The sequence below is a fragment of the Saccharibacillus sacchari genome (assembly GCF_037722395.1).
In the GTDB taxonomy this organism is placed as follows: domain Bacteria; phylum Bacillota; class Bacilli; order Paenibacillales; family Paenibacillaceae; genus Saccharibacillus; species Saccharibacillus sacchari_A.
The window spans coordinates 140,157-162,036 of record NZ_JBBKAR010000046.1; the positions used below are offsets into that span (position 1 = coordinate 140,157).

General features: G+C 54.9%; 13 protein-coding genes, 1 tRNA gene and 2 riboswitches. Of the genes, 4 read left to right on the forward strand and 10 right to left on the reverse strand.

All coding sequences use genetic code 11. The annotated features are described in order from the left end of the window. Window positions 1–19: 19 nt before the first annotated feature. Window positions 20–130, reverse strand: a riboswitch (TPP riboswitch). A 98-nt stretch (window positions 131–228) separates the two neighbouring features. Continuing rightward, window positions 229–339, reverse strand: a riboswitch (TPP riboswitch). Between the two features lie 64 nt (window positions 340–403). Continuing rightward, complete coding sequence (locus WKI47_RS18600) at window positions 404–1,240, reverse strand: AraC family transcriptional regulator (RefSeq protein ID WP_340228671.1); 837 nt, start codon at window positions 1,238–1,240, stop codon at window positions 404–406. Window positions 1,241–1,433: 193 nt separating this feature from the next. Between WKI47_RS18600 and WKI47_RS18605 the strand changes: the two genes are divergently transcribed. Beyond that, window positions 1,434–2,645 (forward strand): glycoside hydrolase family 88/105 protein, encoded by a 1,212-nt coding sequence (locus WKI47_RS18605; protein WP_425355483.1) that lies wholly within the window; start codon window positions 1,434–1,436, stop codon window positions 2,643–2,645. Window positions 2,646–3,014: 369 nt separating this feature from the next. On the opposite strand, the gene WKI47_RS18610 is transcribed toward WKI47_RS18605, so the two are convergent. Next, window positions 3,015–3,743, reverse strand: coding sequence for an HAD family hydrolase (locus WKI47_RS18610; RefSeq protein WP_340228672.1), 729 nt, complete (start codon window positions 3,741–3,743; stop codon window positions 3,015–3,017). Window positions 3,744–4,046: 303 nt separating this feature from the next. On the opposite strand from WKI47_RS18610, the gene WKI47_RS18615 reads away from it, so the two are divergent. Further along, window positions 4,047–5,114 carry an SPFH domain-containing protein gene (locus tag WKI47_RS18615; protein ID WP_340228673.1) on the forward strand — a complete coding sequence of 356 codons (1,068 nt, stop codon included), beginning with the start codon at window positions 4,047–4,049 and terminating at the stop codon, window positions 5,112–5,114. An 84-nt stretch (window positions 5,115–5,198) separates the two neighbouring features. Next, complete coding sequence (locus WKI47_RS18620; RefSeq protein WP_340228674.1) at window positions 5,199–6,254, forward strand: hypothetical protein; 1,056 nt, start codon at window positions 5,199–5,201, stop codon at window positions 6,252–6,254. Window positions 6,255–6,367: 113 nt separating this feature from the next. Here WKI47_RS18620 and WKI47_RS18625 read toward each other — a convergent pair whose 3' ends face one another. From WKI47_RS18625 to WKI47_RS18660, 8 genes are all read right to left on the reverse strand, one after another. Then, entirely contained in the window at window positions 6,368–7,003 is a 636-nt protein-coding gene (locus WKI47_RS18625; protein ID WP_340228675.1) for a pentapeptide repeat-containing protein, read from the reverse strand. Between the two features lie 196 nt (window positions 7,004–7,199). Then, window positions 7,200–8,591, reverse strand: a complete 1,392-nt coding sequence (locus WKI47_RS18630; protein ID WP_340228676.1) for an MATE family efflux transporter — start codon at window positions 8,589–8,591, stop codon at window positions 7,200–7,202. Window positions 8,592–8,903: 312 nt separating this feature from the next. Then, window positions 8,904–10,301 (reverse strand): MATE family efflux transporter, encoded by a 1,398-nt coding sequence (locus WKI47_RS18635; RefSeq protein WP_340228677.1) that lies wholly within the window; start codon window positions 10,299–10,301, stop codon window positions 8,904–8,906. Between the two features lie 168 nt (window positions 10,302–10,469). Then, the gene (locus WKI47_RS18640; protein ID WP_340228679.1) at window positions 10,470–10,955 is read right to left on the reverse strand and encodes a MarR family winged helix-turn-helix transcriptional regulator; all 486 of its coding nucleotides are present in this window, start codon (window positions 10,953–10,955) and stop codon (window positions 10,470–10,472) included. 195 nt (window positions 10,956–11,150) lie between these two features. Next, window positions 11,151–12,158, reverse strand: coding sequence for a sigma-70 family RNA polymerase sigma factor (locus WKI47_RS18645; protein WP_340228680.1), 1,008 nt, complete (start codon window positions 12,156–12,158; stop codon window positions 11,151–11,153). 182 nt (window positions 12,159–12,340) lie between these two features. Further along, window positions 12,341–12,424: transfer RNA gene (locus WKI47_RS18650), tRNA-Leu, on the reverse strand. Window positions 12,425–12,560: 136 nt separating this feature from the next. Continuing rightward, window positions 12,561–17,705 carry an InlB B-repeat-containing protein gene (locus WKI47_RS18655; protein WP_340228681.1) on the reverse strand — a complete coding sequence of 1,715 codons (5,145 nt, stop codon included), beginning with the start codon at window positions 17,703–17,705 and terminating at the stop codon, window positions 12,561–12,563. Between the two features lie 229 nt (window positions 17,706–17,934). After that, window positions 17,935–20,454, reverse strand: a complete 2,520-nt coding sequence (locus WKI47_RS18660) for a LamG-like jellyroll fold domain-containing protein (RefSeq protein ID WP_340228682.1) — start codon at window positions 20,452–20,454, stop codon at window positions 17,935–17,937. Between the two features lie 320 nt (window positions 20,455–20,774). Here WKI47_RS18660 and WKI47_RS18665 point away from each other — a divergent pair, with 320 nt between their 5' ends. Further along, window positions 20,775–21,767 carry a glycosyltransferase family 2 protein gene (locus tag WKI47_RS18665; protein WP_340228683.1) on the forward strand — a complete coding sequence of 331 codons (993 nt, stop codon included), beginning with the start codon at window positions 20,775–20,777 and terminating at the stop codon, window positions 21,765–21,767. Window positions 21,768–21,880 lie beyond the last annotated feature (113 nt).

The window sequence follows — 21,880 nt, forward strand, 5'->3', positions numbered from 1 at the left end:
TAGGCCTTAACCGAAGTCTTACCGCTTCCCCCTCCATCCCTACGCTGGCATGATCCAGATCAGGTCGAAGGGTCTGCGTCTTGCGGGACACACTCTCGGTCGGCCAATTCCGACTCCCCTTGGAACTTATGTAATTGGAAATCCCGCACGCCTTTTTCGAGCAATAAAAAAACGCCCAGTCATCTGGACGCATACAAACGGAAAGAATCGGACGTATGCCCTAAAAGCATAGCCGCTACTCTCCATCCCTACGCTGGCATGATCCAGATCAGGTCAAAGGGTCTGCGTCTTGCGGGACACACTCTCGGTCGGCCAATTCCGACTCCCCTTGGAAGTTATACGATTACAGTTGATTATTATAAACGACTGTCTGCCGGATGTCCAGCTTATCGTTTCGAGCGACCTACCCTCTTTTCCGGTAAAAAAGCGGCGCGCGCCCCGTCACTTCCTTGAACACCCGCCCAAAATGCGTCACGCTGCCAAACCCTACTTTTCGCGCAATCACATTCACCTTGAGCGACGTCCCGAGCAGCAGCGCAATCGCTTCTTTTACCCGCACGCTGTTCACGTATTCCACGAACGTAAACCCCGTCGCTTCTTTAAAAGAACGGCTGATGGTATACGGACTCACGTACAGCCGTTCCGCCAGCCGTTCCAACGTCAATTCCTCCATATAATGCTCGTTGATATACCGCACCACTTCGAAGATCCGCTCGTGCATGGGGCTCAAAGCCGCAGGCTGCTCGTCACCGCCCACCGGAAGCTGGCGACAGCAGGAGATGAGCAGTTGAACGGTCAGCGCCCGCGCATACTCTTCGTACCCCGGCCGCTCCTCCTGCACCTCGCGCACCATCTGTTCCGCCAAAGCGTCGATCGCGGCAGACACATACGTCCCTTTTTTCAAAAGAAGATAATCCCGCTCGAACAACGGACGCAGCACCTCGGCCCGTGCGGCTCCGTCGGCGGTCAGGTATCTCTCGTGCACGTTGACGACCAAGCGCTCGTAATCCGGCGTCTCCGCGCTCGTGGTCCGGTGCAGCACATTCGGCGCGACGACCACGATATCCCCGGCTTCGATCACGAGCGTACGGTCTTTGATAAAAAACGTCCGTTGTCCGTCCATCATATAAAAAAACTCGTACGTCGTATGAAAATGGCTGGTCGTCATCCGGTAGCTCGGCCCGTTGCGGTAATGCACCAAAAAAGTCTCGTTGCCGTTGTCGTAATACAGCTCATCCATAGACGCGTTCCTTCCTCCGGTGTGCACTTTTCTTCCATTATAATCAACTTCGCCAAGAGCGCAAGATCCGAGAAGATTTCAGATAAAACCGCAAAATATGTACAGTTCATTGTGCTACGATATTCGCATATAAGAACGCTTACATCACTGACGAATCCTCACTCAAATTTGACGAAAACGGAGCGAAAAGCGAATGAAATTAAACACGGAAAAGTTGGATTTGAACGTCCTGATCGAACGCGTGGCCGACTACACCCTCGATATGGATCTCACCTGGGACTGGCCGTGCGGCGTCGCGTATTACGGGGTAAGCCGGGCGTACGAAGCGACGGGCAACCGACGTTATCTGGAGCGCATGATCGCGTGGGTGGACGAATATACCGAAGCAGGCTTGCCTCCGGTCTGGACGGTCAATGCCTGCGCGATGGGCCATATGCTGCTGACGCTGTACGCCGAGACGAAGGAACAGAAATACCTGGACCTGATCCTGAGCAAAATCGAGTATTTGGAAAAAGACGCGCTTCGCTTCGGCGATCGGGTGCTTCAGCATACGGTGTCGGCGAAAAACGATTTCCCCGAGCAGGCCTGGGCGGATACGCTGTTCATGGCCGCTTATTTCCTGCTGCGCGCAGGCGTGATGCTGGAGCGCAAAGACCTGATCGACGACGCGCTGCATCAGTATCTGTGGCATATCAACTACTTGCAGGATGAAGAAAACGGTCTGTGGTACCACGGCTACAACAACATCAAGCAAGATCATATGTCCGGTCTGCATTGGGCGCGGGCGAATGCCTGGGGCGCGTACACGATGTCCAGAGCGGCCAAAGGCTTGCCCGAAGCTTATCTCTATCCGCCGATGATGCACATCTGGAGCTCGCTGCGCGACCAACTGGCGGCGATCAAAAAGCTGCAACAAGACGACGGCCTCTGGGGCACGATCCTCGATCATCCGGGCGCCTACGGCGAGGTGTCCGCCACCGCCGGGATCGCCGCCGCCATGATCACCCAGGGCAACCCGCTGCATGGCAAATACGTGCAAAAAGCGCTGGAAGGCGTGGTCGCGAACATCACCGACAAAGGGCGCGTGCTGAACGTCTCCGGCGGTACCGCGGTCATGAACGATATTGAAGGCTACCTCGGCATCGACCGCAAATGGGCGCAGGGCTGGGGTCAAGGATTGGCTTTGGCGCTGTTGACTTCGGTGCTGGAGAATCAGGAGCAAGAGCGGGAGATCGCGGAGAAGCGGGCAGCTCGCAGCGTCGACGACGACGCGGAAACGCAAAGCGATCTCGCGGGCAAAGTCGAAGCGGAGGCTCCGGCGACCGCCGCTCCTGTCACGACAGGGCGGAAAAGCGGACGCAAAGCGACTCAAGCGGTTGCAGGCAACGCGGAAGCCGGCAAGTAGCCGAGCGGGCGCGGAGCGAGCACTTCGAATAGATCAAGCAGGTTGAACATTCCAATAAACGCCACGCCGAAAAGCCGCCTATCGCCGAGGATGAACGGCTTTTCGGCAAGCATAACGAAACCAATATGCCAGATCGCATAAAAAATCCGGAAAATGTTGACGTGACGCTCACATTTTTCCGGATTTTTAGCGACTTGAAGCAGAATGTTGACTTTTCGTGCATATTTTTCGAGCTTACCGCGGATTTCGGCTTATTTTTGATAAAAATGTTGACTTTATGCTCACATTTTCTCAAACAAGGCCGATTTATGCGCAAAAAGTGTTCAAAACCTCAACATTTTTTCGTACAACGGTTCGAGTAGGCATTTTTCACGTTCGCTCCGATCGTTCGCGACTTTCGCACAACTCCCGAATAACCGCCGTAATCGAATCTTCACTATTAAGCGTCACATTCGGTTGAACGCCATTTTCCGGAATCTGCGCGCCGCGGCGGTTGATCCAGATCGACTTCCACCCTGCGCCGTGCGCGCCGACGATATCGTTCGCGTAGGAGTCGCCGATATAATACGTTTGCTCCGCTTCGATCCCCAGCAGTTGCTCCGTGTGACGGAAAATCCGCACATCCGGCTTCATAAACGCCAGTTCGCCGGATACGACGACGTTCTCGTACTTGATCCAGTCGTAGATGCCGAGCTGCTGCACTTTTTTACGCTGATGCTTCGCCGGACCGTTGGTGATGACGCCGAACTTCAGTCCCTGATCCCGACAATAATCCAGTGCTGCCCGCATATCCGGCGTTGGCTCAAGCTCTCCTTGCGCCGCCGCGTAATCTTGCTGGAATTGCAGTGCTTCTTCTCTTGAAATATCAATGCCCATCGCGCGAAAAGCTTCCGTGATCCGGTAAGCGTGCATATCCTCCAGCGTCATCTCGCCGCGCACGGTCTGCTCGAAGACTTCATCGCTGAAATGGCGGTTATGCCGATACAGCTCGTCCAGCGACAATCCGGCATACTGCGCGAAGTTTCGGTCGAACGCTTTTTTAAACGGAATGATCTGGTCGTAGACCGTGTCGTCGATATCGAAAATGAAATGGTACATAAAGATTTCTCCCTCCAGCCAAGCTTTTCTTTTTCTATATTCTACTATAAAAAAGCGAGAGTGCCGTGTCGCTGCTGACTTCCTGCCGTGCTCAACCGAAGCCAAGCATAATCCAGATAAAAGAATCACATACGTTGTTGCAAAATATTGAGCCTTCCAGATGTCGCAAACTCATTCCTGCATGGACTTTATTCGTTATTTTTTTACATGATGAAACAGGAAATTACGCTATAATGAAGGTGATTAGTAGGCTTGCTTTATAAAGCTTACGTGAATAATCCGAGAAGCAGGGGGAGACATGGAATGGGCTTTTTTTCTTTTCTAAAGGGGCAATTTATTGAAGTCATCGAGTGGATGGAAGGAATGGGCAGCCAAGGGTCAATGGTGTACCGGTTTCCGGCCTACGATAACGCGATCAAAATGGGGGCTAAACTGGTCGTACGAGAGTCGCAGGCTGCGGTCTTCGTCAATGAGGGCAAGCTGGCCGACATATATGGACCGGGCACCTATACGCTTTCTACGCAAAACATGCCGCTGTTGACCGCGCTCAAATCCTGGCCGCACGGCTTCCATTCTCCGTTCAAAGCGGATGTGTTTTTCGTCAGCACGGCTAATTTTACGAATCTGCGCTGGGGAACCACCAATCCGTTCATCATGCGCGATCCGGAGTTCGGCCCGGTACGCATGCGCGGATTCGGCAGTTATGCGATCCGCGTCAATGATCCGGCCGCCTTCCTGCGCGAGCTGTTCGGCACGAATTCCGACTTCAACCCGCAGCGGATCGCGGATTTCCTGAAGTCGATCATCGTGACCGGCGTCAGCGATCTGATCGGCGAGTCGAAGATTCCTGTCGTCGATCTGGCTTCTTCTCTTGAAGAGTTGAGCAACGAAGCTTCGGCGAGAATTCAGACGCATTTCAATGCCATGGGATTGTCGCTGTCGATGCTGCGCATTGAAAATCTGTCGCTACCGCCCGAAGTCGAACAGGCGATCGACCGCCGTTCCTCGATGGGCATCGCGGGCGATCTCGACCAATATATGAAGTATCAGACCGCCGAAGCGATTCGCGAAGCGGCAAATAATCCAAGCGGCGGCGCAGCAGGCACGGGAGCCGGTCTCGGCGCGGGAATGGCAATGGCTCAGATGATGGGGCAGATGATGAATCCTCAAACATCGGGAGCGCAGAACGGTGCCAACCCCAGAACGGAAATCTCAGATTCGTCAGATCCAGCAGGAGCTTCCACTTCTAATCCGAACGCTCAGGATCAGACCAATGCTCCGACTCCCGGTGTCAAAAAGTTCTGCTCGGAATGTGGTGCCAAGCTAGCCGAAGCAGTCAAATTCTGCTCCGAATGCGGCACGAGAGTATAGGCGACGATGAACATGCCTCTTCCCCGTACACCGGATACCTCCGGATCTGCCGAATCGTTTCCTTGTCAAGGTTGTGGAGCTTCCATGCGATTCGATTCGGCCACTCAAACGCTGAAATGCTTGTACTGCGGTCGCGAAGAAGATATTGCGAATGCTGGACATGTGCCGATAGAGCATGCTTTTGATCCATCCGAACCTGACGACCATCTGGTCGGCAACACGGACTGGGGACTACGGCAATTCACCCTGCACTGCGACAGTTGCAGCGGTGAATTTATCGTTCCGGAAGCCGTAACCGCCGGGATCTGTCCGTTCTGCGCATCAGCTAAAGTCATCAATCGGCAAAACGCCGGCAGCATTCGACCCGAGACCATCATTCCGTTCAAACTATCCATGGAGCAGGCCCTCACTTCGTTCCGCGACTGGAAAAAGAAACGCTGGTTTGTGCCGAATGCTTTTAAAAACGGCCATGTCGATTCGGCTCTGCGCGGGGTGTACATTCCCTACTGGACATTCGATGCCGATACCGCTTCTTCATATACGGCGCAGCGCGGCGATTACCATTACCGAACGGAGACGCGTACACGCACCGTCGACGGCAAAACGGAAACCTATACCGTTCAGGTTCGCTATACGGTATGGACCTCAGTCAGCGGAAGCTATGCCCAGTGGTACAATGACGTATTGATTCCGGCATCGAACCGCTACGACGAGAGTCTGCTTAAGGAACTGAGCAACTTTAATTTGAGTCAGCTTCGCGAGTATCAGCCGGAATACTTGAGTGGCTACGTCGCCGAGCGTTATACCATCGGTCGCAATGCAGGCTGGCGCCGGGCACGAAGCCGAATTGATTCCTGGATCGATTCTTCGGTTAAACGGCAAATCGGCGGCGACGAAATCAGTCAACTCAACATCAATTCTCGCTACTTCGGTCTGACCTACAAGCATCTGCTGCTTCCTGTTTGGAGCGCAGCCTACTCGTATCGAAGCAAACCTTATCAATACATGGTCAATGCCCAAACGGGTCTCGTCTCCGGTACGGTTCCGCGCAGCCCATGGAAAATCACGCTATTCACCTTGATGTGCATCGTACTGGTAGCTGCCGCGGTGTACGGAGCTTACTATTACGACTTGTTCTAATGAAAAAACCGCACCGCTATTCACCTTTGTACAGATCGGTGAAGGCGGTGCGGTTTTTATTTGGGCGAGGACTGTCCGGGCTTAAATTCTTGCTTTTTCGCAAGATTGGCCGCTCACTTGATAACCAACCCCAGCAGGCCAACGAAAACAGACGCCTGATTCGGCGCGATTTTGCACCCTTGCAGATCTTCCGGGTTCACGATCAGCGTATCGAATTCGCATGTGCTTAGATCGACGCCGTTCAGCTTCACTTCCGAGAGGTTCGCGCGATCGAGCTTGCAGTCTTGGAATCCGAACTGCTGCACGGTCGCGGCGTAATAATCCGTCCCGGTCAGCGAGCAATCCTCGAACAGGACGGACTTGAACTTCGCCAATCTGAAATTCGCGTAGTCCGCGACGCAATCCGTAAACCGCGCCTGTTGAATCCGTCCGCCGCCGAAGTCGGTTCCGATCAGCTTGCAGTCTTTGAACGTGACCCGGTTGAGAAACGCGTCCGCGAAATTCACGTTGGAAAAGTCGCAGCGCTCGAACACCGTATCCGTAAATTCCGCTTCGCGCAGCGTCGATTCGGCGATCGTAACTTGTCGGAACAGGGTGCGGTCGAACGAAACGCGATCGGCGTCCAATCCGGCAAGCTCGGTCTGTTCAATCAAGCAATCCGTGATTTCGCTCCTCGATTCGATATAGAGATCCGTTTCCGGTTCCAGCCGTTCCGGCCGGATTTGCGGCGGCGTTATTTTGCGCGTCATGGCGGTTCCTCTTTTCGCAGAGAATAATGGGACGATTCGAACGCGGCATGGCCTCAGAAAGCCATGCGTCCGAAATCGTTGTCTGATTCATTATATCCGACCGTACCAAAAAGCCATGCCGAAAGATCGTCGCGATCTCTCCGCATGGCTGTTTTTCCGTATCCGATCATGTGATTCGTTGATGCGATCCGTTTTCTTAAATCAATTTATGCCGATACCATTTCCTTCCCGCGAACCGCCAGATGAAGATGCCGCCGCGAACCGCCCATTCGGCGTTCATCGCCAGCCAGACGCCGAGGATGCCCATGTTCAGCACGATGCCGAGGAGATAACCGAGCACGACGCGGAACAGCCACATCGACAGCATGGAGATCAGCGACGTGAACTTGGCATCCCCTGCCGCACGCAGCGCCGACGGAATCATGAAGCTGATCGACCAGAGCGGGATCTGCGCGATCGTATTGATCAGCACGATCAGGAAGATGTCGTCCACGATCTCCGCCGGAGGATTGAACATTCCGATCAGCGGATGGAATAACGGCAGAATAAGCAGCCCCATGATCACGTAGAAAAAAGAGCCCAGAATCACGAACGATTTGGTCAATTTTTTCGCGTCTTTCACGTCCCGGCGTCCCATACATTGGCCGACGACGGTGATCAGCGTAAGCGACAGCGCATTGGCCGGAATCTGCATCACGCCCGCCAACGCGCCGCTGATCGCATTCGTCGCGATCGCGTACGTGCCCATGCTGACGATAAAGATCTGGGTCAGAATTTTGCCGCCGTTGAAAAACATCTGTTCCGCCGCGAACGGCATGCCGATGGTGAAGATCCGTTTGAGCATATCGAAGCCGACCGTGAAAAAGTCCCCGATGCGTATCCGCAGCTCGGCATCGATCTTGATCAGGTAATACACCGCGCACGCCGCCGCAAAATAACGCGAAATATTGACCGACAACGTCATGCCGAACACGCCCATATCGAGCACGTTGATAAACAGCAGGTTAAGCCCGACATACGGAAGGTTCATGACGAGCGACAGCGCGAGCGAAGCCCGGGAACGGCCGATGCCGCGCAGCGCGCCGCAGACCGCTTCGACGAACGCGAGTCCTAAGTAAGACAACCCGCTGCCGATGATGTACGTGCGCGCCAGCTCCATCACCGCAGGTTCCGCCGATCCGAACAGCACGTTCAGCAACGGGTTGTGGGACACGATCATGGTAATCCCGATCACCGCCGCGAGCAGCGATACGGCCGAAGCCGAGCCTGCCGTCGCTTTGGATACCATAATCGAATTGCCGCTGCCTTTGTACTGCGCCACGACGACCGTACCGCCTGTTGCGACCGCCACGAAAATGCTGAGCAGGAACACGTTGAGCGAGTCCACCATATTGACCGCGCTGACCGCGTCCACCCCTGCCGAGCTAATCATGGCCGTATTGATCAGGTTCAACCCCACGATAAAGATCTGATCGACCAACAGAGGAATAAATAGCGCGATAATCTGCCGGTAATCAATCGATCTGCCCGATAAATACTTCTCAAGCAACCTGCTTCCCCACTTCGTTCGTATGCCGCTTTCTGCCATCTCCAACCCTTCTTTTTCCCTGAATTTTAAATATGAAAATGCTAAATATCCGACTTTGAATCTCTCGACGCAAAACAAAAAACGCCCTGCGCGGTTGGTTAGACCGGAGAGCGTGGCTGACTATCGTAATCGTTCCGTTCAATCTTTGCGGGTGCGACTCAAGTACCGAATAGGCTTGTTACAGCCATTTTCGACCCTATGTCAGTTCTGTCAGTTCCGCCACGTCCGCCAATATATCACGATTCATTGGAAAAGACAAGGCGATGCCGAGGTTGCTTTTAGCCGCAGCAAATCAGACGGCGTACGAACCCGTTAAGCCGGAAGAACTTCCGGCTCCACTTGGCGGGCATTGAGTTTGCGGCTGAACGGGATGAAGAGAATCAGTCCGAGCAGGCAGGTAATCAGCTCCGTCACGGTCATCGACCAGATCACGCCGTGCAGACCGAACGACGCGTGCAGGATGATGATCGTCGGAATATACAGCACGCCCTGCGTGATCGACATGATCATCGTCGGCGTGCCTTGACCGGAAGCCTGGAACAACGTGAGGAACAGTCCGGTAAAGCCGTTGAACAGCGCAGAAATCAGCATCGCGCCGAGAATGTACGATCCGACTTCAAGCACGGCGGGATCAGCGGAGAACAATCGCAACACAGGTTCCCGCAGCAGATAGACCAGCCCGACAAACACAGCCGCCACGCCGCCGATGATGCCTGCCGCGGCTTTGAATCCGGCTTTGAAACGAGCGATGTTCGAACCGGCGTAGTTAAAAGCAAAGAACGGAATCATGCCGATAAACAGTCCCATCGCGAGGAATTCCGGAATCTGCACGATACGAAGTCCAATGCCCGCCCCGGCCAGCACCTGCGAACCGTATTCGATCATATAATGGTTGAACAGCAGCGTCGTTACGATCATGAACGCGGACTGGAACAGCTCGGACACGCCGATCTTGTAGACTTCCAACTGATCGCGGATCGACAGGCGGAAGTGGCTCATGAAGCCTCGCAAGTGATCGCTTTTCTTCTGTAAAAAGTAAACGTAGTAAAGCGCCGAACCCGCATTAGCCAGAATCATGGCGAGAGCAGCCCCCATGACGTGCATATCCAGTCCGAGAATAAGCAGCGGATCAAGAATCAGGCTCAGCCCCGTGCTGATAAAAATGCCGTACATCGACTGTCTGGAGGCGCCTTCCGAACGGACAAGCTGTTCCAGCGTGAAGTTCATGACGATCACGAAGCCGCCGCCGATCAGCGTCATGGCGTAGATCTTGGTGTAGTCGTGGGTAGACGCGTCCGCGCCGAGTCCGTTAACCAAAGGAACGATAAACAGGAAAGAAATCAACGCGATCAGCAGTCCGGCGATCAGGCTTCCGTAAAAGGCGTAACCGGCGATCTTTTTCCCTTTTTCGGGTGTTCCGCCTCCGACAAGCCGAGTGATAAAGGTGCCTGCGCCGACGCCGAACACATTGCCTGCCGCCATCAGTACGGTGAAGATCGGTAGCCCAAGCGTGATCGCGGACAGCATCGACGTATTGTGCAGCAGTCCGATAAAGTAGGCGTTGATGACGTTATAGACCGTGCCGACGGACATGCCGAGCATCATCGGGATCGAGAGATGCGCGACGGCGCGGCCGATCGGCGATTTTTCCAGGTAGTATTGGTTGGATTTTTTGTCATTTGTAGCTTCTGTGGTTTCTGTCGTGCTCATGGCGAATGCCTCCGTTTGAATTTGGATGGTGTTAATCTAAAATGATTACTTGCGCAATTATTCATGTATATTCGAGAAACGGTGGGCTCGGCGCTCCGATCCATCATTCATGGCATCCTGTCGGAAGTTGCATCGAATGGTTGAACGGGCCGATTCCACGCGTTGTTTTTACAGGTTATCGCGGACTTTCTCCAGCAGATGGAGCAGAGTGTCGGCTTCTTCCGGTGTGAGGCCGGCTGTTACCCGATGCTCCAGTTCAAGAAAGACGTTATCGAACTCGGCGATCAGCGGCGCGGCTTGTTCGGTAACATAGACCATCTTTTTGCGTTCGTTGCCTTCGGGTACGACACGTCTGACGTAACCTTTTTTCTCCAGGCCTTGCAGCATGCTGGTGATACTCGCATTTGTCCGGCTGAAGCGCTTGGCCAAGTCGTTTTGGATGATGCCGCGCTCCTGGAACATGTAAATGTAACCGAGCATCTGGCCTTGCTGAGGGCTTAGACCCAGTTCCGTCAGCCGATTGTCCGCCGAAGGACGCATCCGGATCGCGATATCGCGAAACAGATTGGAGTAGGGGGTGGCTACGCGTTGACGTTCGTCGACTTCTTGAAAATTTTCGTTCGGCGCTGCTTCTTGTTGTTTGTTGTCAGACATACATAGTGCTCCTTTGTTTGAGTGTATAACTATTAGATTTCTAACTATGCGATTACTATAATTGTTAGAGTTCTAACTGTCAAGAGTCTAAGCATAAAAAAAGAACCTGCCACGAATTCTGTGGGCAAGTTCTTTTCGGAATTTTAGGTGCTATAACGATCTGTCAAAGCTTATAGGCAACTGTGCGGCTTACGGTCAGATACGGCTCAATTTTTCGTCGGCCAGCATCAGGAACAGATCGCGAATACGAAGGTCGCCTTCGGCGGATTCATCCAGCGAAAAACATAACGTCGCCATGACCCGATCCCGGTGACGGAAAACGAGTTGCGGTTCGCCGCCGATCGGTTCGAAAGCATATTCCCACTGACGCAGACTCGCGAAAACGCGGCGGGACGTAAGCAACGCCAGCACGCCTTTGCGGCCGACCATCGGGCGCGCGATCGTACGCAGCTCCCGGCCTCCGCCGTCGGCGGTGAAAACGGGCTGCTCGGCGAGCAATTGCAGCATGCCGTCGACATCATGCGCGGCGAAAGCTTCGGCGAAGCGATGCAGCAATCCGGCGCGAGCTTCACGGAAATCCGCGCTTCGGCGCGAAGGAGCAGCAGTTACGGCGGGTTCGGCCTGAAGCGAGCGCTTGACCCGGCTGTAAATTTGGCGGCATCCGGCTTCGGTTCGGTCCGTCATTCCGGCGATGGCCGCGTAATCGTATTGGAAAGCTTCGCGCAGCACGAACACGGCACGTTCAGCGGGCGAAAGCCGGTCCAGCAGCACCAAATAAGCATAGCTTAACATATCCCGCCGCTCCGCAACCGCTTCGGGATCGCCGTCTTCGCCGCCGATCGGCTCCGGCAGCCATTCGCCGAGATACGTTTCTTTCCGGTAGCGGGCCGAGTTCAGCATATTGAGGCAAGCGTTCGTGATCATGCGGGCGATATAGCTTTTGATATGTTCGACATGCTGCGGCTTGCGCCGATGCAGTTCCGCGAAGCAATCCTGCACCGCGTCTTCCGCGCTTTCCGCCGATCCCAACATGCGGTACGCGATCGCGAACGCATACTTGCGGTATCGGATGTACCACTCTTCCGCAGGCAGCATGGAATCGGAGCGTTCCGCCCGGTTCGAACCGGTCTTGTCCCGTTGCGTATTTCGGGCTTTGTCCGTCTCTTGTTCCCGCATCGACTGCGAGGCTGCGTTAGTCGGCATGGCTTTTTCTCCTTCCCAGGCAAAAGATGCCTTTACCTCTAAAGACCATTTGCTCCTCCCAAACGTGACAACTTTCTTCCGATCGCTAAATTTTTTTGGGTCGCTTCAACGTTTCGGTATGCGAAAAAAGACCCGAGCCTCTGATCAAAGTCAGAAACTCGGGCCTTAATGGCAATATAAGATGCGGTCGAGAGGACTCGAACCTCCACGGGGGTAAGCCCACACGGACCTGAACCGTGCGCGTCTGCCAATTCCGCCACGACCGCATATCTTGATGTTCGCGATTATCTCGCGAGCACAAGAAATAATATATCATGCTTGCGCGAAGATGGCAAGCATTTTTTTGATGTTTACAAAAAGAAAAAGCGGGAGCTTCGATCGCTCCCGCTTTTTCCGCTTGCGTCAATCCGTGCCGACCGCGTTCACCAGCAGTTGCACCGTTTCGGCGCGGCTGGCTTGGCCGCCCGCATCGAAGCGGTTGCCGGATTTGCCTTGCATCCGGCCGCTTGCGCGCAGCGCTTCGGCCGCGCCGAGCGCCCAGGCCGGGATCGAAGCGGCGTCGGAGAACGCCGCTTCCCCGCCGAAGGCGGGCAAACCGAGCGCCGCGGCGAGCATCACCGCCATCTCGGCCCGGGTCACGACGGCATTCGGACGGAACGTTCCGTCACCGTAGCCGTGAATCAGGCCTGCCTCCGCCGCGCTCGCGACGGCAGGCTTGGCCCAGACGCCGATCTTCGCGGCGTCCGCGAAGTCCGGCGAGCCGGACGCCGCAGGCAGCTTGAGCGCGCCCGCCAGCATCGCGGCGAATTCCGCGCGCGTGACCGGCGCCGCAGGACGGAACGTTCCGTCACCGTAGCCGTGCACGAAGCCTTTGGCAACGGCGACATTTACCGCCGCTTCGGCCCAATGCCCGTGTAGATCGGCGAAGTCGATCGCCGGAGAAGACTCCGCTTCCCGAACCGCCAGCACCGCGAAGCGCGTGAAGTGATCCGTGTCCACGGTGATGACGGCGCTCGCCGAATCGGTTGCGCCTAGGACGGTAAGGCCCTGTTCGATCATGCCGCCTTCCATCCGTACCCACGGGCTGCCGTCTTCGTTTTGGTAAAAGACGACGGCTTGTTCGCCGTCTGCCAGTTTCGACGAATCGAACGAGAGCGTCAGACTGACCGGACGCAGGAAGTTGCCCGGCATGGTCTTGGTAAGCTGATACACCGTGCTCAGCGACTTGGCGTCGGCGGTCAGGCCGTTATTGGCCGCGGTCAACGCGTTCATGCGAATCTGCATCGGTTGATTCGTCGCGCCTGCCGGAATTCGCAGCCGAACCTCGTTACCCAGGCTGACGGCTCCGGCTTGTCCCGCCGCGAGCGTCAGGCTACCGTTGGTCGAAGAAGCCGTAACGGAAGGCGTCGGTACGGTCGGCGAGACGACCGTAGGTGTCTGCGCGACCGGAGTTTCCGTCGGCGGATTCGAGACCGGAGGTTGCGTCACCGGAGGCTCGACGATCGGCGGTTCCGCTTTTTTCGTTACGGTGACCTGGCGTTCCGCTTGCGCGCTTTGCCCGATCGAATTCGTGACGGTGTATTTGAGCTTGTACACGCCCGGCGTACCGGAATCCACGCCGCCTTCCGTGACGATCAGATCGCTCAGGTCGCCGTGGAACGTATCCGACGCCGTAGCGCCCGGATCGGCGAACGCCGTACCTTCTTCGATCGTGATCGCCGCATCGCCATTCAGCAGGACGGTCGGCGGAGCGATCACGTACACGGAGCGCGTGACGGTCGAGACATTTTCCGCCGGATCGCTGACCCGGTACGTCAGCTCGTATGTGTTGGGCGCATCGGTATACACGTCGCCCGTCACCGCGATCGCTCCCGTCAAATCGCCGCCTTGCCCGTCTTGCGCGGTCGCGCCGGGATCAACGAAGGTCGAATCCAGCGCGACCGCCATGCGCGCCGCGCCGTTCAACGTCAGCGTCGGCGCGGTGACGTCGTAGATCCGGCTTAACGGTTGCGAAGCCGTGCTTTCGTTGCCCGCCGCGTCTACAACGGTTCCTTTTTGCAGTGTGACCGTCACCGGACCTTGCTCGATCGGCGTCACGTCGAATGCGTATACGTTCTCGCTTACCGTCCGCGCCGCTCCCGCAACGCCGCCTGTCACCTCGACTTTGCGATCGTCGAATCCGGTAACATCCTCGTCGAACGCTGCGATCACTTCGAACGAACGATTCGTCGGATTTCCCGCCGTGCTGCTCAGTTCGACCTGCGGCGCGCGGTTATCCGCCCATTTGGCGTACAGAGTCAAATCTTCGGTAATCGCCGTTTGGATAAAATCGAATAACGACGTCAATCTCTCGTCGCTATACCAGCCTGCGAACGCGTAGTTCGGCCGGGTCGGATCAAGCGGCTTCAGCGCTTGTTCGCCGTATATGACCGGTTGGGTACTCCACGGATGCGCCTCATCGCCCATAAACGTGACCGTGTACGTATTCGCGCTCCATTTCGCGTACACCGTCGTCGCTTGTTCGATCGGCGCGTCAAAGTCGAATCGGCCATGGAACGAAGCATCGGCGTACCATCCTTCAAACGTATGGCCGGTTCGGGTCGGAGTCTCTGCCGGTTCGGCCGCCTTCCCGCCGTAGTCCACCGTTTGTGCCGGAACCGACGTCCCGTTTCCGGTATCGAACGTCACGGCATAACGGTTGATCGTCCATTTGGCGTATAACGTCGTAGCGTTTTGAATCGGCGTTTTCGCAAAGTCGAACGGCTCTGTCAAGTCGGCATCCGCATACCAACGGTCGAATGTATACCCGGTTCGCGTCGGTTTGTTTTTCGGTTCCGACGCCGTTTTCCGGTAATCGATGTTTTGCGTATCGACCGGCGTTCCGCCGCCGCTGTCGAACGTCACCGGATACGAATTGATCGTCCATTCCGCATGCAGGATCAGATTGTCCGTCACTCTCATCTGCTCAAAATCGAACGGCTGCGTCAAAGCGACGTTCATATGCCATTTCGCGAAGGTATACCCGGTCCGCAGAGGATCGTCAGGCTTTTGCAGCTTGTCGCCGTGCTTCGGATACTGAGAATTAACCGCACTACTGCCTTCGCCCGTAGTGAACGCCACCGTATACGTGTTGATCGTCCATTTGGCGTACAGCGTCTTGTCGCCCGTAATTTCCGTTCCCGAAAAATCGAAAGGCTGCTGCAACGTTTCGTCTTCGTACCAGCCTCCGAACGCATAGCCGACCCGCGTCGGCTGTGGCTCCGGTACGGCGATTTTTTGCCCGTGTTCGATATTCCGGTCAGCGATCTTCGTGCCTTCGCGGCTATCGAACGTCACCCGGTACGTATTGATCGTCCATTTCGCGTATAACGTCGTGGCGGCTTCGATCGGCGTTCCCGCAAAATCGAACAGTTGGGTTCCGGCGGAGTCGGCGTACCAGCCGCCGAACGCATATCCGGTTCGCGTCGGCTTGCTTGTCGGCTCGTCCGCGTGTTGCCCGTAATCGATATTCTGCGCGTCGATCGGCGTCCCGCCTTGGCTCTCGAACGTTACCGCGTAGCGGTTGATCGTCCATTTGGCGTACAGTTTCGTATCGGCGCGAATCGGCGTCGCAGCGAAATCGAAAGGCTGAGTCAACTCGGAATTCGCGTACCAGCCGCCGAACGAGTAACCCGTTTTTTGCGGATCGTCAGGCTTCAACGCTTTGGATTCGTAAGTCACGTCCTGCGCAGGAATCGTTCCCGCTCCGTTCGTTTCGAAAGAAACGTCGTAGCGATTGATCGTCCACGCCGCATACAAAACCGTATCGCGGATGATCGTTTTCGTATCGAAGTCGAACACGGTCGCGCGCTCGGCATCTTCGTACCAATTCAAAAAAGTATAGCCTTCCCTAGTCGGCTGAACAGGTTTGGTTAATTTCCCGCCGTACCCGATCTTCTGCGGTACGATCGACGTTCCGCCGTCGGTATCGAACGATACGTTCATAGTCGTATTGACCGTGAAAGATACTTTGGAGACGTTACCCGCTTGGTCGGTCACGACCAGTTCATACTGGCCTTCCGCCGATACCGGACTGCCGCTGCTGAACGCTTCCTTGTTCAACTTCGCCGTCCCTTCGTTGAACGTGATCGAAGGAACGTTACCGTACGTTTCGCCGTTCGTAACCCCTGTAATGACGGGAGGCGTTTTGTCGATCGTGAACGAAACGGTCGCGGTGCCTTGAGCGTTAGTCACGGTCAATGTATAGAAGCCTTCGCCTGACACTGTACTTTCGTTTTGAAAAGGCTGCCCGTTCAACAACGCTGTACCATCCGTAAAAGCAGGCTTGACGTCTTTGTTGTACATCGCGCCTTGCGTCACACCCGTAATTTCCGGCGGTGCCGGTTTGACTTGAATCGTGACGGTAGCCGTAGAAGTCACGCCTCTTTGTCCGATCGCATGATACTTGAAAGAGTCTTGACCGATAAAACCTTTGTCCGGAACGTACGTAAACGAACCATTACCTTGCCAAAATATGAATCTACCGTGCTGCGGACTTATTACGTAAACCGAATTGGCATAGCGGTCGTTGGCAAGAAGGCCTTCTGAAAATTCGATAGACAGCGTTCGATTCGCAGACATTTCGTAGTTGTCGTTTACCGCGTACGTTTCGTAAGGAGCATCTCCGTCACGCTGAGGATAAACGCCTATAAAATTAACATAATAATACATATTATTTTTACTGTAACTCAAATCCGGCAAAGAAAAAGTAGTCATGCCATCACCGCCGAACCGGTTCCATAACAGACTGGCAAGAGCTTGATATTGGGATGTATTGTACAGCGTTTTCCCTTCTGCAATACGCATATTTTTATTTGGAGGGGAAGCAGACAGCGACGAGGTTAATGCTCCGAAATAGTCCCAGATTTGATCAGGGTCGTCTTCTCCCTTTACCGCTACCATGTAGCGAAGTTTTTCGCTATTCGAAAATTCCTTGTTTAATATGGGAGCAGGTAAATCAGGTAACTGAAAATGCGATTCCGTCGCTCCGTACCGATTACCGATCGTAGCATACAAAGCCGGATATTCCGTTTGGCTCAACGCTTGTCCATCGGCCAATCGCCAGCCTGCGGGAATCAAGTCTTTTCTTCCATAAGGAAATAATTTTACTTCTCCCGTGAACGCACCTGCTGCTATATCGGAATTTGAAGAGCCTTCACTAGGCCATAGACCAGTCAAAGCAATACAGTATGCGGTACCTGGGGTCGGAGAAGCACCGCGCAAATCCGGTAAAGCAAATGTTTGACCTCCGCCACCGCCGTACTTCTCCCCTATCAAAGCATACAATGCTAAATTAGAGTTAACTTGAAGAATACGTCCGTCGCTGTAAGCCCACCCTTTCGGAACAAATCCATAAGGAAACAATCGAATCTCACCCAAATAAGGTTCATCCGAAGACGAAGCCTCCGCGTTTCGCGGCGCCGCGAAATTCGCCAATAAAGTCCCTGATATCAGAATCAGTACCAGCAGTATGCGAATTGCGCCGTTCCATACTCTTTTTTCTTTCACTGCTCGTCCCTCCGTTTTGAACAAATAGCTTGCTTTTTTGCAAGCATACAACGGTTACGATTGTGTGAACACTACCCCCTGGGTAGATTGGTTTATTTTTTAAAAAAAGCGCAAAAAAAAGCCCTTCTCCCGCTAAAAAAGCCGGCAAAACGGCCTAGACTCCCCAATCTTATAATCAATTTCCACATCGCTCCTATCCCTTCTACGGAGCATGGCTTGACGCCTTGTCCTACTCCGCCAACTCCGCCGCCTGCGTCGGCGTCAGCGCCCCTTCGTACACGCGCAGCTCGTCGAGCTGCCCTTTGAACGGCGCGTCCCACCAGTTCACGCCCAGCGCGAACGTGCCGGTTGCGCCTGCGGCGAACAGGTCCGGGAAGCCGGTTCCCGAGAATTTGCGCTCGCCGTTCACATAAACGGTCAGCGTCCCTTCGTCGACGGAGAACGCCAGATGCGACCATTGGCCGGCCGGAATTTTGACGCCCGTCACGCCATCGTACCAGTTCGCGTTGCCGGACCAAAGCATCGTCTGGTCTTCGACCGGGCCTTTCGGGATCAGGCTGAGCCAATGCGCGTCGTCTTTCGCTCCGAAGAACGTCGTCGTGTACGTGTTCAACTGCTCCGGTTTCACCCAGAGCGACACCGAATACGAAGCGCTTTGGATCAGGTTGTCCGGCAGCTTCACGCCGGAAACGCCGTCGAACACCAACGCTTGACCGTTTTTGCCCGCCGCGTAACTCAGGCTCCCGCCTTCTTTGCCGATGCGGTCGCCGATGGCGCCGCCCGCCGCGAACGCGCCTTCGCCGTCGGTCAGGTCATTTTCGAACGCGTAATGCGCCGTCAGGCTCGCGCTCGCGTAAGGCAGCACCGTCACTTCGAAGGTTACCGTCTTTTGCGCGCTGCCTTTGACGATCTTCGCGGTCAGCGTAGCCGTCGCGGCAGGCTGTCCTTCTTCCGGCCGGGTCACTTTGCCTTCAGCCGACACGACGTTCTCGTTCGAACTGCTCCATGTGATCTGCGCATGGCGGCTTCCCGTCGCGGGCAGCGTCAGGTCGGCCGTCACTTTGCTCGTATCGCCCAAAGTTAAGCCCGATACGACATTCGCGACGACCTGCTCGTCGCTCAGATCGGCCAGACGCGTGCCCCAAGCCGTTTCGCCGGAGCCGGACACCGCGGTAAAGGTCATAACGTTCGACTGCGAAACCGGGTCCCACTGACGCAGGAATACGCCGTCGAACTCGTTTTTGCCGATCGTGATTTTCGCCTGATTGCTTGCGTTTTTGCGCCATTTTCCTTCCAAAACGCCGCTGACCGTGCCGTTCGCGTTCAGACGGATAAACTGCGTTTCTTCGATATCGCCGGAATAGGCTTTGCCATGATTCACGTAGGCGTAATCGCCCGCGATATCATCCTTTTTCACCGTGGACAGCTTCTCGCCTGCGTAGCGGTAAGGCGCCACCACCGGCCAGCCGTCTTTGTTCATAAACATCTGATGGATGCGCAGCTCATGCGTCTCGCCTTGCTGCGGGAAACGCGTATGGAACACCAGCAGCATCTGCCCCGTCTTGCTATCCGTGTAGACCGAGTTATGGCCCGCCGACAGATAGCCGTAGCCGATGCCCGTGCCCGGATCGCCCGCTTCGCGCTCGAACAGGAAGTTGCCGATCAGCTTGTTGCCGTATTCGGTGTTTTCCGTTCCGGCAGGCAGCACCGCGTTTTGACCGAGCGAATCGGTGTACGGGCCGTCGATATTTTTCGAACGGTAGACGCGCATATTGTAGCCGCCGCTCGCGCCGAGTCCGCCGTACGTTTCGTACAGGTAATAATATTTCGTGCTTTTGTTGTATTCGATGTACGGGCCTTCGCCGGACTTGCCGTAGCCGCCCGCGATTTTGGTGCCGAAGTAACGGTCGATCATACGCCCGTCTTTCGTAGTGCCGTCTTTGCCCGGGAAGATCGGTTCGCCGGTCTTTTTGTCGATCTCCAGCAGGAAAATGCCGCCCGACCACGAGCCGTACGTCATCCACAGCTTGCCTTTCGTATCATAGGACAACGCCGCGTCGATCGCGTTCGGGTACTGTTGGTTGTTGTACGAACCGTCCGCGTTGAACCAGTTTTCATTTTCGCCGCTCAGCTTGCCTGCGCCGATCAGTTCGTCGATACCCGTGTTCGTCCATTTTTTGTTGACCGTGCTGTTGGCGTCGTACGCTTCGTTTTCCGTAAAGCCGGAGTAGACGACCGTGCCGCCGTATTCGTACGGACCTTCGATATTTTGCGACACCGCGTACCCGATCGCCGAACGGATATACGTGGAAGAAGCGCTGTAATAGATCATATACGCGCCTTTGGAGCCGTTTTTGTTCACATAGTCTTTGTTCCAGAACACATCCGGTGCCCAGACGGAGAATCCGCCTTTGCTGTCGGAGTCGTTTTCGCCCGCCCATTCGAACGAGCCGGCCAGATTTTTCGATAGATCGCTGTACAACGTATTGCCAGGCGTCGTGTAACCGTTTGCAAAAGAAGTCCAGTTCATGAGGTCCGTGGATTTTGCGGCCGCGATATGCGAGCCGAATACATAATACGTATCGCCGTCTTTGACAATCGAGGGATCATGGACAGAGACGTTCGAGAAGGTCGGTGGTGTGTCGGATGCCGCCGCACTGACTTCGCTTCCACAGCCGGACGCCAGCGGAGCGAGTAATACAAGAGACAATAACAGCGAAGAGCTGCGAATGAACTTGCCTTGCTTCATGATAGTCGGTTCCTCCTTTGAAATTGGAATGTTGCATCTATCCTTTTCGCCATAACGTTTCGTTCTCCTTCATATTTTTAAAAATAAATAACAAAAATATTAACTAAATAAGCCTATTGGTTCAGTTTTAATCGCATTTTCTTTGATATATTCAAATTAAATTAACTTTTATATTCATTTTATTCTACATCATCTTATCGAAAAGGTTTTTGGCTGCACCCTTTGTCGGTTGTGTTGCACGGACGATGCCGGAGGTGTACCGTGGTGGATAAGAGATCAAGATTGATCGAAAAACGGAACACTCACAGGAGGAAGTCGTCGTGAATAAGCTGTATCTGGTCATTCCCTGCTTTAACGAAGAGGAGGTGCTGGGCGAGACCGCCAAGCAACTGAAGAAGAAAATGAACATGCTTATCCAAAGCGGCCGCATCTCTTCCGACAGCCGGATCGTGTTCGTCAACGACGGCTCGAAGGACGGGACCTGGACCCTAATCGAGCAGCTGCATGCGTCGGACGCTTTGTTTGCAGGCATCCATCTGGCACGCAATCGCGGACACCAGCATGCGCTGCTGGCCGGTCTGATGCAGGTCAAAGCACATGCGGATGCCGTCATTTCCCTCGATGCCGACTTGCAGGACGATATCGATGCGATCGACGCATTCGTTGCGCGGCATGACGAAGGGTTCGACATCGTGTACGGCGTGCGCCGCATGCGGGAAAAGGACTCCTGGTTCAAGCGCACGACGGCCCAAAGCTTTTACAAGCTGATGCGTCTGATGGGTGCCGAGTTGGTCTACAACCATGCGGACTATCGCCTGATGAGCCGCCGCGCGCTGGAAGGACTTGCCGAATTCGGCGAAACGAACCTGTTTTTGCGCGGCATCGTGCCGTTGATCGGCTATCCGTCCGCTGTCGTCGAATATGAACGCAACGAACGGTTCGCGGGAGAATCCAAGTATCCGCTGAAAAAAATGCTGTCGTTCGCCCTCGAAGGCATAACCTCGTTCAGCATCAAGCCGATCCGGATGATCACGACGCTGGGCTTTTTGATTTTCGCGGTGAGTCTCGTCATGTTGGGATACTTCCTGTCTCTCCATTTCGCGGGTCGCACCGTGCCGGGCTGGACGACGATCGCGATCTCGGTCTGGGCGATCGGCGGGCTGCAATTGCTTGGCATCGGCGTGATCGGCGAGTATATCGGCAAAACGTATCTGGAAACCAAAGCGCGTCCGAAATTTATCGTGGAGCGTATGATCGGAGTGGGAAGTTGGCGGGATGGATCAGGTGAATATGCAGATTCCCAGCTTATGTGATTACTGCGCTCGTCGGGATTGAAGTGACAAGAAAAAAGTGCTGCCGAACCGCTAACGTTGATTCGCGAACGATCTGAACATCGTTTGCGAACAAAACAGACGGAATCGTGCGG